Genomic DNA, 14,316 nt, shown 5'->3' with positions numbered 1-14,316 from the left:
CCCTTCACCCCCGCGTCGGCCGCCGCCACGGCCCGCAGGGCCACCGCGACCCCGTCCGGCGTCCACCCCCGCATCTGCTGGCGCACCCGGTCGATCTTCCACGGCGGCATACCCAGCTCCCGGGCCAGATCGGCCGGCCGGCCTCCCCGGGCCGAGGACAGCTTCCCGATCGCCCGCACCCCCTGCGCCAGCGCACTGGTGATCAGGACGGGCGGCACCCCGGTCGACAGCGACCACCGCAGTGCCTCCAGCGCCTCCGCCGCGCGCCCCTCGACCGCCCGGTCGGCGACGGTGAACGACGAGGCTTCCGCCCGCCCGGTGTAATAGCGCCCGACGACCGCCTCGTCGATCGTGCCCTCGACGTCCGCGATCAGTTGGGACACCGCACTCGCCAGCTCCCGTAGATCGCTGCCGATGGAGTCGACCAGCGCCTGGCACGCCTCCGGTGTCGCGGACCGCCCATGGGTCCGGAACTCCGACCGTACGAAGGAGAGCCGCTCGGCGGGCTTGGTGGTCTTCGGGCAGGCGACCTCCCGCGCCCCGGCCTTGCGCGCCGCGTCCAGCAGCCCCTTGCCCTTGGCGCCGCCCGCGTGCAGCAGGACGAGCGTGATCTCCTCGACCGGCGCGCCGAGATACGCCTTGACGTCCTTGACCGTGTCGGCCGAGAGGTCCTGCGCGTTGCGCACGATCACGACCTTGCGCTCGGCGAAGAGCGAGGGGCTGGTGAGCTCGGCGAGCGTGCCGGGCTGCAACTGGTCGGACGCCAGATCACGTACGTCCGTGTCGGCGTCGGCAGCACGGGCGGCCGCCACCACCTGCTGCACCGCACGGTCCAGGAGGAGGTCCTCCTGGCCCACGGCGAGGGTGAGGGGCGCGAGCGGATCGTCGGTGGAATTCTTCCTGGTGGCCATCGCGATCCAGCATCCCACGCCCCACCGACAGCCCGGACGGCCCCGGGATCGCGGTGCGCGGGGCCGGAGCGCGAGGCACGGACGCCCGTACCGGAGAATGACCGGGTGAGCGATGTGAGACATGTACTGGTGCTGCCCGACCGCGACGCCGCGGAGGAGGTGGCCGGGGAACTGGCGGACCGCTTCGGGGTCGCCGAGGAGCCTCAACTCGTGCGGGACGCCCTGGCCGGCGAGGACGACGCCGAGGACGCCCAGTGGCTGGTGGTCGTGGAGGACCCGGCCGGGCGCCTGGACCCGGCCGCGCTCGACGCGTTCGCGGAGGAGTACGAAGGCTGGCTGGAGAAGCCGTGACGCCCGGCCGAACCGGCCCTCGGGAACGGTCCGGCCCGCTCAGCCCCGGGGAACGATCTGGATGTCCAGGTCGATCACGATGCTCGGCCCCACCACGGCGATCCCGCGGGCCAGCATGGTCTGCCAGGTGAGGGTGAAGTCCTCACGGTGCAGTTCGGTGGTGGCCCGGCAGGCGGCGCGCGTCTCGCCCTCCAGGCCGTTGCCGATACCGAGGTACTGGGTGTCCAGCGTCACGGTACGGCTGACGCCGTGCAGGGTCAGCGCCCCGGTGACACCCCACCGGCTGCCGCCCCGGTGGACGAAGCGCTCGCTGTAGAACTCCAGCGTCGGGTAACGGCCGATGTCGAGGAAGTCGCCGGAGCGCAGGTGGTCGTCGCGCATCTGCACATTGGTGTCGATCGAGGCCGCGTCGATGATCACGTGCATGGCCGAATCCTCCATGCGGTCGGCGATCCGGACCGCCCCGGCGAAGGTGTTGAACCTGCCGTGGATGCGCGCCAGCCCGATGTGCCGGGCGGTGAAACCGATCTGCGAGTGGTTCGGCTCGATGTCCCAGTCGCCGGGTTCGGGCAGCTGCGGCGGCTGTGCCACCTGGAGGGTCACATCGCCCAGGGTGGCGTGCGCGCCCTCGGCCACCGTCACCGCTCCGTGGAACGGGGTGAAGCCCTCGGCCGTGATCGCCAGCCGGTAGTCGCCCGCCGGGACCGTGGCGAGGACGCTGCCGAAGGGGTCCGTCTCGCCGCCGATCACCTTGCGGCCCGCGCTGTCGGTCACGACGAACTCGGCCTGCTGAACCGGTTCGTTGACCGGGTCCAGCACCCGGCAGTTGAGCACGCCCGCGGTACGGGGCACCTGGAATCCGGCGAGGGCCCCACCGCGCCCACCCGCCTGGCCTCTGTTTCCCAGCCAACGGCCGAACATCTCCACGTACCCCCAGGGGCGCTGCGCGCTTCGGGCCCCTGACAGGTGGACGTCTTTGTCGGATCAGCGGCCCGCCGACGAGCATGCATTCGATCACTATTGCGGTGTTCGAGGCAAACGGAGGACCTCGGAGGGTCTTGTACGGAGCTGCGACTAGGTGTAATGAGGTGTACGGGCGTATGGCGAGGTGCGATGAACTGCGACGAGATGTAAGCAGGTGTCACCGAAGGCCCGAATCACGAGTCCCGCTTGTGTGGATCAGTCGCCCCCTGCGGTCGGCCCAGGCGTTAGTCCGTGTCGGCTTCGGCGTTCGGCCGTGGCTTTCGGCTTCGGCGTTCGGCCCTGGGGTTCGCGTGTCACCGGTCGGCGTCGGGCCCCGGTGCCGCGACCGCCCCCCGGAGCTGCGGAACCCGGGAGAGCCGTACCCCGAAGTGGTCCCGGTAGGCGGCGAGCACCTCCTCGTCCGTGGCCAGTTCCGTACGGTGCTGGTCCCCGCCGACCGTGGTGACCAGGGTCCGTCCGCTCAGCGTCACCCGCCCGGTCTCCGTGTACCGGGAGCACACCAGCGACCGGGTGAAGTGCGAGTCCGGCGAGGTGCGGTGGTACCAGGCCCCGCCCCGGAACTCCGGCAGCGTCCGCGGCCTCAGGTCGAGCCGGAACTGCCGTGAGCCCCCGCGCAGCAGATCCAGGTCCCCCAGCGGCGCCTGACGGAGCCGGAACACGCCCCGGGGATCCTCCTGATCCGCCCGGTCGTCGAGCGCCAGCGGCCACAGCGCGTTGTCGCCGAACCCGACATCCGCCAGCCAGGGCCCCATGCCGTCGTCGGTCTCCACCCGCAGCGCCATGTGGTCGTACGGAATGCCCAGGCGGCCGCCGTCGCCGAAGACCCGGGCCTGGAGCAGGGTCACGCGGAAGCCGAGGGCACGCAGCAACGCCCCGAACGCGCCGTTCAGTTCGTAGCAGAAGCCTCCGCGGCCGCCGGTCACCTTGTCCATGAGCGCCTGTTCGTCCAGCACGATGTCCTCGCCCAGATGGACCGAGAGGTTCTCGAAGGGCACGGCGAGCAGATGCCGGTGCTGCAGGTCCCGCAGCGCTGCTATGTCGGCCCGCGCCGGACGGTCCGCACCGATCCGGGTGAGATAGGCGTCGACGGCGGCGGCGGTGACGCCGTCGTCGCCGTTGCCGGGTCCCGGGACGGAGGCACCGGACGTCGTGGGTGTCTGCGGGGTCATGGGCCCAGTCTGCGCCCGCTCCCGCCCCACGGACCACCGGTCCCACGACAGGTCCTAGGACTCCTGACCGAGGCCCCTTGCCCGAGGCGTGGCACGGTGATCGCGGTCTAGCCTGACGGGCATGACCGAATCCGATCCCGCGCGCGGCCGGGAGCAGCGCAAGCAGGACACCCTGGACCGGCTGCGACAGGACGACGACGCCTGGGTGGCGACAGCTTCCGCGGACGGCGTGCCCACTCTGGTCCCGCTGTCGTTCCTCTGGGACGAAGACAACGGCACCCTGGTCATGGCCACCCGGCGGACCAATCCCACCGCCGTCAACGTGACTCCCGACGGCCCGATCCGCGTCACCCTCGGCCACACCCGCGACGTGGTGCTGATCGAGGGCGGGGCGAGCGTCCTGGAGGGGGCCGACCTTCCCCCCGCGACAAGGGAGGCCTTCGCCGCGAAGCTGCGATGGGACCCGCGCACCCCTGTCTGGGTCTTTCTCCGCATCACTCCCCACACCGTGCGCGCCTGGCGCGAGGTGAACGAACTCGCCGACCGCGACCTGATGCTCGCCGGAACGTGGCTGGTCTGACCCGAGCTCTGTCATGACCGGCCCACCGCCCGCAACTCCTTCCCGGTGCCCGCCACCGCGATCGGGCCGTCGGTGTCGGTACGCAGGACCCGGGCTCCGGCCGCCCTGATGGCGCCCACCGTGCGGGCCGAGGGGTGTCCGTACGGGTTGTCCGCGCCGCAGGAGATGAGCGCAAGCCTCGGCCGTACGCCGTGGAGCAGCCCGGTGTCCTGGAACGCCGAGCCGTGGTGGGCCACCTTGAGGACGTCCACCGGCCCCAGAGCCTCCCGGCCGCGCAGCAACTCCCGCTGGGCCGGGGGTTCGAGGTCCCCGAGGAGCAGCAGCGTCAGCCCGCCGGCCGCCCGTACGCGCAGGGTGACGCTGGAGTCGTTCGGCTCCCGCACCGGCGTCCCCGCTCCCCCGGGCCCTTGGCGCGGCCAGAGGACCCGCCAGTCGACCGGGCCCGCCCGGCGGTGCTCACCCGCCACGGCGCGCATCGTCGGGACCCGCGCCGCAGCCGCTGTCCGCCGTACGAACGCGGCCTGCTCCGGCGGCTCTTCGAGGCTCGTCGTCTGGATCGCGCCCACCGCCCTGCCCCGGAGCACGCCCGGCAGCCCGCGCACATGATCGGCGTGGAAGTGGGTGAGGACCACCAGGGGGACGCGGGTCACCGCGAGGTCGCGCAGACACCGGTCGACCGCACGGGGGTCGGGTCCGGCGTCGACGACCACCCCCGTACCCTCCCCCGCCATGAGCACCATCGCGTCGCCCTGCCCCACGTCGCAGAGCGCGAACGCCCAGTCGGGCGGCGGCCATCCGGTCATGATCCGGGTCAGCGGAACCGGCCTCAGCACCGCCAGCACGAGGAGCAGCCCGGTGGCCGCGCAGATCCACGGGTGGTGGGCCAGCCTCGGCGCCAGGAGCACGGCAAGCACCGTGAGGCCGGCCAGCAGCGCCGCGCCGGGCCACCCTCCGGGCCACTGGGCCTCCGCCCCGGGGAGCCCGGCCCCCGTGCGGGCGACCGTGGCGATCCACCCGACCGGCCAGCCGGCGATCCCGGCCAGCAGTTCGGCCACCGGCGGGGCGACCGGGGCGACGGCGAGGGCCGCGAACCCGAGCACGGTCGCCGGCGCCACCGCGAACTCCGCCAGCAGGTTGCACGGGACCGCCACCAGGCTGACCCGCGAGGCCAGGACCACCACCACGGGTGCACACACGGCCTGCGCGGCCGCCGCCGCGGCCAGCACCTCGGCGAGCCTGCCCGGCATCCCCCGCCGTTGCAGTGACGCGCTCCATCGCGGCGCGAGCGTCAGCAGGGCGCCCGTGGCCAGGACCGACAGCAAGAACCCGTAACTCCGCGACAGCCAGGGGTCGTACAGCACCAGGAGCACGACCGCCGCCGCCAGAGCGGGGATCAGGGACCTGCGGCGGCCGGTCCCGATGGCGAGAAGGGTGATCAGGCCGCAGGCCGCCGCGCGCAGGACGCTCGGCTCGGGACGGCACACGACGATGAAGGCGAGCGTCAGCGCACCGCCGGTCAACGCGGTCCCCCGCAGGGAGATGCCCAATCTCGGTGCCAGTCCGCGCCGTTCGCTGTTGTGTGCCGATCCGGGAGGGCCGATGAGGAGGAAGAGCAAGATCGACAGATTGGCACCTGACACTGCCAGCAAGTGCGTCAGGTCGGTGGCCTTGAAAGCGTCGTGGAGTTCTGGCGAGACCCTGGAGGTGTCTCCGACGACCAGCCCCGGCAACAGCGCACGGGCGTCCGTGTCGAGACCGTCCGTCGCCTCCCGCAACCCGGCGCGCAGTTCCCCGGCCGTGCGCTGGATCCACGTCGGCGGACCGGTGATCCGAGGCGCCCCCTCGGCATCCACCCGGAGGACCGCCGCCAGGCGTTCGCCCTCATGGGCGGGGGGCGAGAGCCTTCCGCCGAGCCGGATCCGGGTGGACGGCAGCAGCTTCTGCCAGCCCGCCCGGTGGTCGCCCGCCGCGACCATGAGCAGCACCGGTGTCCGGACCCGGGTGCCCGAGCCGCCCGGCGTCCGCACCTCCATGACCTCGGCGTCGATCAGGAGAAGGGCCGGGGTGCTGTGGTTGCCCCGGACCGCCGGGCGGGTCGTCCGGGGATCCGAGGTCACCCGTACGTCGGCGTCGATCCGCGCGTACTCCTCTGCCAGACCGGGGACGGGCCCCCGCCGCACATCGGCCCCGTGGAGTCCGGCCACGGCCGCGCCCGCCGCCGCGCACAGCAGGACGGCTCCCCCGGCGGCGACGGCCCGGGACCGTCCGGCGGGCCTCCCCTCCCGCGAGGTGCGCGAGGCCACCACCAGCAGAACGACCGCCGGAACCAGACAGGCGGCGGCCACGGCGGCCACCCACCTCCCCGGCAGCCCCAGCGTCGACGCCGCAGCCGCCCAGACCGCCAGAGCGGGTGGAACGAGCCGCAGATCCGCGGGCCCTTCCCCTCGCGAGCCGACCCCACCCGGCGCACCCGAGTCCCCCGAAGCACCCGCATAACTCGGCGTCCCCGCAGCACTCGACGTTCCCGGAACACGGGGTGCACACGCCGAACTGCCCGCCGCATCGCCCGCTCCCCGGACGTGGGGCCGGGCCTCCCGGCTGCTCATGGCCGCACGAGCGGCTGGAGTTCGGCGAAGCGGCGGTCGCCGATCCCGTTGACCTGCCGGAGCTCGTCGACGGACCGGAATCCGTTGTTCTCCGTGCGGTAGTCGATCATGTGCTGGGCCAGCACGGGCCCGACCCCTGGCAGCGTTTCCAGCTGCTCCGCGGTCGCCGTGTTCAGGCTCAGCGGTGCCGAGGGTCCGGGCCCGCCCGGCGCGCCGCCCGGCCCGTCGGCCCCGGCGCGCCCGCCACCGACCGTCCCGGGGACCGGCGGGCCGGGCGGCAGACCCACGACGACCTGTTCACCGTCCATCAGGACCCGCGCCCGATTGAGCCCTGTCACGTCCGTTCCCGCGCGCACACCACCCGCCGCGTCGAGCGCGTCCGCCACCCGCGAGCCCGCCGGAAGCCGAAGGACCCCCGGCCGACGCACCTTGCCGCTCACATCGACGACGATCTGCCCGCGCCCGCGCCCGCCCGCATCCGCGTCCGGCGGCGCCCCTGGGGGCGGACGGGAGACCTGACCGGAGCCCCCGGCCCGTAACGGATCCGGTGGCAACGCGGGCGCCGCCGCTTCGGCCGCGACCGGCTCCGGCGCGCGCACGGCCTGGGGGCGTACGGACCAGAAGTGAAACGCCGCGACACCCACGGCGGCGAGCAGCACCAGCCCCAGCACCACCGGCGTGCGCGGCGCCATCCCGCACCGGAGCCGCACCCACAACGGCATCCGCTCCCGAACGGCCGACACGAGACGGCCCGCCCTGGACGAACCCCCGGACACCGCCCCCGGGGCCTCGGACACGAGCACGGGCGCTGGCTCCGCCTCACGTACCCGTGCGGGCGCGGGCTCCGCCTCACGTACCCGTACGGGCACGGGATCCGCCTCACGTACCGGTACAGGCGCGGGCTCCACCTCACGTACCCGTGCAGGCGCGGTACCGCCCCCGGGTCCGTGGACACCTGCCATCAGCGCGTCCGCCCGACGACGCGCAGCCGCCGCGCCACGGGCGGAACGGCCCCGCGCGGGCAGCCGCCCACCGTGGCGAGCACCGGAACGCGTGCCGGGGCCCACGCCCGCCGGGCCGCTCGGGCGGGTGCCGGAACCGCGCCGCACCCGTGCGGGCGTCCTCGCCGCCAACGGGTCGGGCGGCGGAGGCGAAGGCGGAGGTGGGAACGTGGACGATGCATCGGATGACAGGGCAGGGGCGGACAGAGCATCGGGAGCCGACGCCCGAGAAGATCGAAGGGCCATGCCTCACGACGTTAGGCACATCCGCCCGAACCCGCTGAGCAGCGCCGATTCCTGTGGAAAGACCGGCGGTTGTGGACAACTCGACCACTCCACGGAGTGAAATCCCGCTCGCCGCGGGGAGATCGCCGCGAGGAGATCACCGCAGGAAGATCACCGCAGGGAGATCACCGCGCCGAGCAGCCCCGGCCCCGTGTGCGCCCCGATCACCGCGCCGACCTCGCTGACGTGGAGGTCGACCAGGCCGGGAACGCGCTCGCGCAGCCGCTCGGCCAGGCGCTCCGCGCGCTCCGGGGCGGCGAGGTGGTGGACGGCGATGTCCACCGGGGCCGCCCCCGCCCGCTCGGCGACGATCTCCTCCAGGCGGGCGATGGCCTTGGACGCCGTCCGCACCTTCTCCAGCATCTCGATCCGTCCCGCGTCGAGCTCCAGGATCGGCTTCACCGCCAGCGCGGATCCCAGCAGGGCCTGCGCCGTACCGATGCGTCCGCCCCGGCGCAGATAGTCGAGCGTGTCGACATAGAAATACGCCGAGGTGCCTGCGGCCCGTTTCTCCGCGGCCGACACCGCCTCGTCCGGGCCGCCGCCCGCCTCGGCGGTCTCCGCAGCCGCCAGAGCGCAGAATCCCAGGGCCATGGCGACCATGCCGGTGTCCACCACGCGTACCGGAACGGGGGCGTCCGCCGCCGCGAGCAGCGCGGCGTCGTACGTGCCCGAGAACTCCGACGACAGGTGCAGCGACACCACCGCGTCCGCGCCGCCCTCGGCCGCCGTCCGGTAGGCGGCGGCGAAGACCTCGGGGCTGGGGCGGGACGTGGTCACGGAGTGGCGTTTCTGCAGAGCCAGGGCGAGCGAGCGGGCCGAGATCTCCGTGCCCTCCTCCAGCGCCCGGTCGCCCAGGACGACGGTCAGCGGCACCGCGGTGATGCCGTGCCGTTCCATCGTCGGGCGCGGCAGGTAGGCCGTGGAATCGGTGACGATAGCGACATGGCGGGACATGAGCCGGAGGTTACCTGTCGTGGTGGGAGTGCGGCAGCCCGGCCCCGGCCCTCTGATCATTCATGGCCGCTCGGGAACGTATCCGGCCGGGTCGTGGAGAGCCGGAGCCGTCGCGTGTGCGTCAGTTCGTCGTTTCCGGCCGGGTGGACTTCTGCCAGGGGTAGGTCGTGCGCAGCCGCGGGTCCGGGGCGGTGATCGCCTGCGGGCTCTCCTCGCGGGCCGGTCCGGACCACGCCTGTTCGGCCGTGCTGCTGGTGCCGGCCGAGAGGTCCGCCGAGGCGGCCGGCTCGGGCCAGTCCGTCCCCGGGCCCTGGCCCGGTGCCGAGGCGGGCGCCCCCGCGCCGGATGCCTGCGACGGGTCCTCGACGGTCCAGTGCCGCAGCGCGCCGGCCTCGATGTCGATCTGCGCGTTCAGAGCGTCCAGGTCGTCGTCGGCGAACTGCCGCGCCCGGTCCCGCGCCGCCCAGCGCAACGACTCCGCCGAGTGCGTGATCCGCTGCGTGCGTTCCCTCAGCTTGGGCAGCAGGCCCGCGACCGTCGCCCGGTCCGGCTCGCGCTCCAGCCGCTTCAGCTCGTCGTCCAGTTCGAGGCCGTGCTCGCTCAGCCTCCGGAACAGCGCCACCGACTCCGCCAGGGACGCGTCCTCGGCGGCACCGGCGTGCAGAGCGTCCTGCGTGGCCCGCATCGAGGTGCGCAGGGCGAGCCGGAGCTGCGCCAGCTCGCCGGCGACACCCGTCTGCCCGAAGCTCTTGGCCCGGAGCGTGGTGTCCTCCACGGTGCGCCGGGCCTGCGTGATCGTGCGGTCCACGCCTCGCTTGGCCGCGCCGACGGCCTTCACCGTCGCGTAGACACCCAGCGCGACGAACGCGACCAGGAACAACGCCAGGATCGTGATCGCGGCTTCCATGAATGCCCCTCGATATCTCGATGCGGCCGCCGATTCCGGTCGCCCCCTCCACCGTAAACGGAACGGGCAGGCCGAGGGTTCCTTCGGAACCCCCAACCTGCCCGTAGGGGATGCCCCCACCGTTCAGAGAGACGTCTCAGAGGAACGTCTCAGAGGGACGTCTCAGAGGGACGTCTCAGAGGGACGTCTCAGAGGGACGTCTCAGAGGGACGTCTCAGAGGGACGTCTCAGAAGGACGTGTCAAAGGCACGCCTCAGAGGGACGTCGAGGAGACGTCACGCGGGGACGATGTTCACCAGCTTCGGCGCGCGCACGATCACCTTGCGGATCCCGGCCCCGCCCAGCGCCGCGACGACCGCCTCGTCGGCCAGGGCCAGCGCCTCCAGCTCCTCGTCCGTGATGGCGGGCGAGATCTCCAGGCGAGCCCGGACCTTGCCCTTGATCTGGACGACACAGGTGACGGTCTCGTCCACGACGTACGCCGGGTCCGCCACCGGGAAGTCCTGGTGTACGACCGACCCGGTGTGGCCCAGCCGCCGCCACAGCTCCTCCGCGATGTGCGGGGCCAGCGGTGCGATCAGCAGGACCAGTCGCTCGGCGACGGAGCGCGACAGCGGGCCGCCGGCCTTCGTCAGGTGGTTGTTCAGCTCGGTGACCTTGGCGATGGCGGTGTTGAACCGCATCCCCGCCATGTCCTGGCCGACCCCGTCGATCGCCTTGTGCAGGGCGCGCAGCGTGTCCTCGCCGGGCTCCGTGTCGACGACGGTGATCTCACCGGTCTCCTCGTCGACCACATTGCGCCACAGCCGTTGCAGCAGCCGGTACTGGCCGACCACGGCCCGGGTGTCCCAGGGGCGCGACACGTCCAGGGGGCCCATCGCCATCTCGTACAGGCGCAGGGTGTCCGCACCGTACTCGGCGCAGATCTCGTCCGGCGTGACCGCGTTCTTCAGGGACTTGCCCATCTTGCCCAGGACGCGGCTGACCTTCTCGCCCTCGTAGTAGAAGGCGCCGTCGCGCTCCTCCACCTCGGCGGCGGGGACGGCGATGCCCCGGCTGTCGCGGTAGACGAAGGCCTGGATCATGCCCTGGTTGTACAGCTTGTGGAACGGCTCGGCGGAGGAGATGTGGCCCAGGTCGTGCAGCACCTTGGACCAGAAACGCGCGTACAGCAGGTGCAGCACGGCGTGCTCGGCGCCGCCGACGTACAGGTCGACACCGCCGGTGGGCTGCCCCTCGCGCGGGCCCATCCAGTACTGCTCGATCGCCGGGTCGACCAGCTGCCGGTCGTTGTTCGGGTCCAGGTAGCGCAGCTCGTACCAGCAGGAACCGGCCCAGTTGGGCATGGTGTTGGTCTCGCGGCGGTACTTCCGCGGACCGGCACCGTCGCCCAGGTCCAGCGTGACGTTGACCCAGTCGGCGTTGCGCGACAGCGGGGTCTCGGGCTGGGCGGTCGCGTCCTCCGGGTCGAAGGTGCGCGGCGAGTAGTCCTCGACCTCGGGCAGCTCCAGCGGCAGCATCGACTCGGGCAGCGGGTGGGCGATGCCGTCCTCGTCGTACACGATCGGGAACGGCTCGCCCCAGTAGCGCTGCCGGCTGAACAGCCAGTCGCGCAGCCGGAAGTTGACGGTCCCCTCGCCGACGCCGTGCTCCTTCAGCCAGTCGGTGATCCTCGCCTTGGCCTCGACGACGCCCAGGCCGTCCAGCGAGATCTCCTCGTTGGCGGAGTTGACCAGCTTCGCGTCGTACGAGCCGAAGGCGTCGTCCCACGTGGAGGGGTCGGTTCCGCGGTCGTCGGAGGGCTGGACGACGCAGCGCATCGGCAGTTCGAAGGCGCGCGCGAAGGCGAAGTCGCGCGCGTCGTGCGCCGGTACGGCCATGATCGCGCCGGTGCCGTAGCCCATCAGGACGTAGTCGGCGATGAAGACGGGGACCTTCTCGCCACTGACCGGGTTGGTCGCGTACGCACCGGTGAAGACACCGGTCTTGTCCTTGGCCTCGGCCTGACGCTCGACGTCGGACTTGGCGGCGGCCTGCTTGCGGTAGGCGGTGACGGCCTCGGCCGGGCTCGCGTGGCCGCCGGTCCACACCGGGTGGGTGCCCTCGGGCCAGGCGGCCGGGATGATCCGCTCGACCATGTCGTGCTCGGGGGCCAGCACCATGTACGTCGCGCCGAACAGGGTGTCCTGGCGGGTGGTGAAGACAGTGATGCCGCCGGCGGTGTCCACCGGGAACTCGACCCGGGCGCCCTCGGAGCGGCCGATCCAGTTGCGCTGCTGCAGCTTGATGGCCTCGGGCCAGTCCAGCCCGTCCAGGTCGTTCAGCAGCCGGTCGGCATAGGAGGTGATGCGCATGTTCCACTGGCGCAGCTTGGCCTTGAAGACGGGGAAGTTGCCGCGCTCGGAGCGGCCGTCAGCGGTGACCTCCTCGTTGGCCAGGACGGTGCCCAGCCCGGGCGACCAGTTCACCGGGGCGTCGGAGGCGTACGCCAGGCGGTACTCGCTCAGCAGGTCGGCGCGCTCGGTGGCGCTCAGCGCGCTCCACTCACGGCCGTCGGGGGTCGCCCGCGCGGCGCTCTCGAACTGCTCGACCAGCTCGGCGATCGGACGGGCCCGGTCGGCCTCGGAGTCGTACCAGGAGTTGAAGATCTGCAGGAAGATCCACTGCGTCCACTTGTAGTACTCGGCCTCGATCGTCGCGAAGGAGCGGCGGTTGTCGTGGCCCAGACCCAGCCGACGCAGCTGGGCCTTCATGTTCTCCATGTTGGCCTCGGTGGAGACCCGGGGGTGAGTACCCGTCTGGACGGCGTACTGCTCGGCGGGCAGGCCGAAGGCGTCGAAGCCCAGGGTGTGCAGCACGTTGTGGCCGGTCATCCGCTGGTGGCGGGCGTAGACATCGGTGGCGATGTAGCCCAGCGGGTGTCCGACGTGCAGCCCCGCACCCGAGGGGTACGGGAACATGTCCATGATGAACTTCTTCGGCTTGGCGGCCAGCTCCGGGTCGCCCGCCAGGTCACCGGTGGGGTTCGGCGCCTCGTACGTCCCCTCGGCGTCCCAGAAGTCCTGCCAGCGTGCCTCGATGTCGGCGGCCATCGCCGCCGTGTAGCGGTGCGGCGCGGCCGTCTCGGCTGCGGAATTCGTCTCGCTCATGATCCTCAAAGCTCCATCGATCGTCATCTGCCGGGAAACGAAAAATCCCCTCGCACAGGAGGGGACGCCGCGCTGACTCCGACCAGGCGTTCTCACCGGTCGGGACTGTTCAGCGCGGCTCGCTAAGCAGAAGGCGTACGGCACGCATGGCGTCAGGGTACCGCACGGGCCCGGAAGGGAGCGGGGAGTAACCAAGGGGCGGACATCGCACGCGCGAAGCCGGAACCCCGCCGATCAACCCTCGCTCTCCGTAGCCGAATGCGGTGCTTCGGTGGGTGCACGGTGCGGGTGCGACGACCCTCCCGTGTGCTTTCCATGGAGTTCCGGAGCGGTTTCCGGGGCGGCTGCCGGGGTGGCCGCCCGGCGGAGGGAACGCCCGGGAAGCGGGGTTACTCCGCGTACCGACCTCTTTCGGGGCAACCGAGCAAAGCCCGTACCGGTTGGTATGGGGCGTCCTAGCATGCGGCAACGGGACCGCTTTGCCGAAATTCGGAGTCGCCCCCCATGAACCCTCATCGCATGAACCCTCATCGCAAGATCCGCGTATCCACCGGCATGAGCTCCGGAATGAGTCGGCCGGTACAGGGCGGCCTGACAGTCGCCGCATTGGTTTTTGTCCCCCTGCTCGCCGTCGCGGGGAGCGACGGACTGCGCGCCACCCTCGATTTCACCACCGGCGTCCTGTCGCTGGTGTCTCTCAGCGCCGCCGTCGCCTGGGGCCTGCTGGCCACCGACCGGCTGTTCCTCTCCACCCGTCAGCGCATCGTCTGCCAGGGCGTCCACCGGGCCACCGCGGTGGCCTCGCTCGGCTTCCTGCTGCTGCACGGAACCGTGAAGGTGGCCCTCGGGCACGTGTCCCTGATCGGCGCCCTCATACCCTTCGGCCTCGGCGTCACCGGCACGGCCGGGCTGATCGGGTTCGGCTCGCTGGCCGGGCTGCTGATGGTCCTCACCGCCGCGACCGGCGCCCTGCGCAGCGCCTTCGCGCAGCCCTCCCCCACGGCCGCCCGGCTCGGGCAGTCGCTGGGGTCCCCCCGGGACACGGGCGGCATCGCGGGCCGCTGGCGCTCCCTGCACGCGCTGGCGTATCCGGCCTGGTGCGCCGCGCTGATCCACGGCCTGTACGCGGGGCGTGCGCCCGCCACCTGGGTGGTCGTGATGTACGGCCTCTGCCTCACCGGTGTCGCCGGCGCGCTGTGCCTGCGGCTGCTGCCGCACCCGACGAAGCGGCGGATCGCCGACCGGATCGCCGTGCTGCTGGGCCAGGGGCCCCCGGGCGCCCCCGATCCGGTCCTGCGGGAGTCCTCCGCATCAGCCGGGGAACCCTGGTCCGACCCGGCAGCCTGGAGCGAACCGGACCGCGACCCACGGGGTACGCCGGTGCGCCAGCGCGTGCAGGGAGCGCCAGCGGCCCGC

10 protein-coding genes and 1 pseudogene are annotated in these 14,316 nt (G+C 72.5%); 3 read left to right on the top strand and 8 right to left on the bottom strand.

Features of this window, described 5'->3' with window-relative positions:
- On the bottom strand, positions 1 to 911 hold a 911-nt coding region (holA, locus tag HET64_RS26760; protein WP_215109724.1), incomplete at its 3' end, for a DNA polymerase III subunit delta.
- A 105-nt stretch (positions 912 to 1,016) separates the two neighbouring features.
- Between holA and HET64_RS26755 the strand changes: the two genes are divergently transcribed.
- Positions 1,017 to 1,262 (top strand): hypothetical protein, encoded by a 246-nt coding sequence (locus HET64_RS26755; RefSeq protein ID WP_015608452.1) that lies wholly within the window; start codon positions 1,017 to 1,019, stop codon positions 1,260 to 1,262.
- A 39-nt stretch (positions 1,263 to 1,301) separates the two neighbouring features.
- On the opposite strand, the gene HET64_RS26750 is transcribed toward HET64_RS26755, so the two are convergent.
- Together HET64_RS26750 and HET64_RS26745 are read right to left on the bottom strand one after the other, a co-directional pair.
- Positions 1,302 to 2,183 (bottom strand): YceI family protein, encoded by an 882-nt coding sequence (locus HET64_RS26750; RefSeq protein ID WP_215109723.1) that lies wholly within the window; start codon positions 2,181 to 2,183, stop codon positions 1,302 to 1,304.
- Between the two features lie 356 nt (positions 2,184 to 2,539).
- On the bottom strand, positions 2,540 to 3,415 hold the full coding sequence (locus tag HET64_RS26745; protein ID WP_215109722.1) for an arylamine N-acetyltransferase: 876 nt from the start codon (positions 3,413 to 3,415) through the stop codon (positions 2,540 to 2,542).
- Between the two features lie 121 nt (positions 3,416 to 3,536).
- Here HET64_RS26745 and HET64_RS26740 point away from each other — a divergent pair, with 121 nt between their 5' ends.
- Positions 3,537 to 3,995 (top strand): pyridoxamine 5'-phosphate oxidase family protein, encoded by a 459-nt coding sequence (locus HET64_RS26740; RefSeq protein WP_215109721.1) that lies wholly within the window; start codon positions 3,537 to 3,539, stop codon positions 3,993 to 3,995.
- 11 nt (positions 3,996 to 4,006) lie between these two features.
- On the opposite strand, the gene HET64_RS26735 is transcribed toward HET64_RS26740, so the two are convergent.
- The 5 genes from HET64_RS26735 to leuS all read right to left on the bottom strand — a co-directional run bounded on the left by HET64_RS26735 (position 4,007) and on the right by leuS (position 12,900).
- Complete coding sequence (locus HET64_RS26735; protein WP_251145915.1) at positions 4,007 to 6,601, bottom strand: ComEC/Rec2 family competence protein; 2,595 nt, start codon at positions 6,599 to 6,601, stop codon at positions 4,007 to 4,009.
- A complete protein-coding gene (locus HET64_RS39265; protein WP_308370386.1) occupies positions 6,598 to 7,668 on the bottom strand; it encodes a ComEA family DNA-binding protein in 1,071 nt (356 codons plus the stop codon). Before HET64_RS39265 ends, HET64_RS26735 begins: the two co-directional genes overlap by 4 nt.
- Positions 7,669 to 7,998: 330 nt before the next feature.
- Positions 7,999 to 8,844 (bottom strand): DegV family protein, encoded by an 846-nt coding sequence (locus HET64_RS26725; RefSeq protein WP_215109719.1) that lies wholly within the window; start codon positions 8,842 to 8,844, stop codon positions 7,999 to 8,001.
- 121 nt (positions 8,845 to 8,965) lie between these two features.
- A complete protein-coding gene (locus HET64_RS26720; RefSeq protein ID WP_215109718.1) occupies positions 8,966 to 9,751 on the bottom strand; it encodes a hypothetical protein in 786 nt (261 codons plus the stop codon).
- Positions 9,752 to 10,026: 275 nt separating this feature from the next.
- Positions 10,027 to 12,900, bottom strand: coding sequence for a leucine--tRNA ligase (gene leuS / locus HET64_RS26715; RefSeq protein ID WP_215109717.1), 2,874 nt, complete (start codon positions 12,898 to 12,900; stop codon positions 10,027 to 10,029).
- 567 nt (positions 12,901 to 13,467) lie between these two features.
- Between leuS and HET64_RS26710 the strand changes: the two are divergent.
- Positions 13,468 to 14,316: pseudogene (locus HET64_RS26710) on the top strand (hypothetical protein); the annotation flags it as partial.

Origin of the sequence: Streptomyces sp. McG3 (assembly GCF_018619185.1) — a bacterium.
GTDB lineage: Bacteria > Actinomycetota > Actinomycetes > Streptomycetales > Streptomycetaceae > Streptomyces.
Note: the sequence above shows the minus strand (reverse complement) of the source record. Positions and strands in the feature narration are given on the sequence as shown.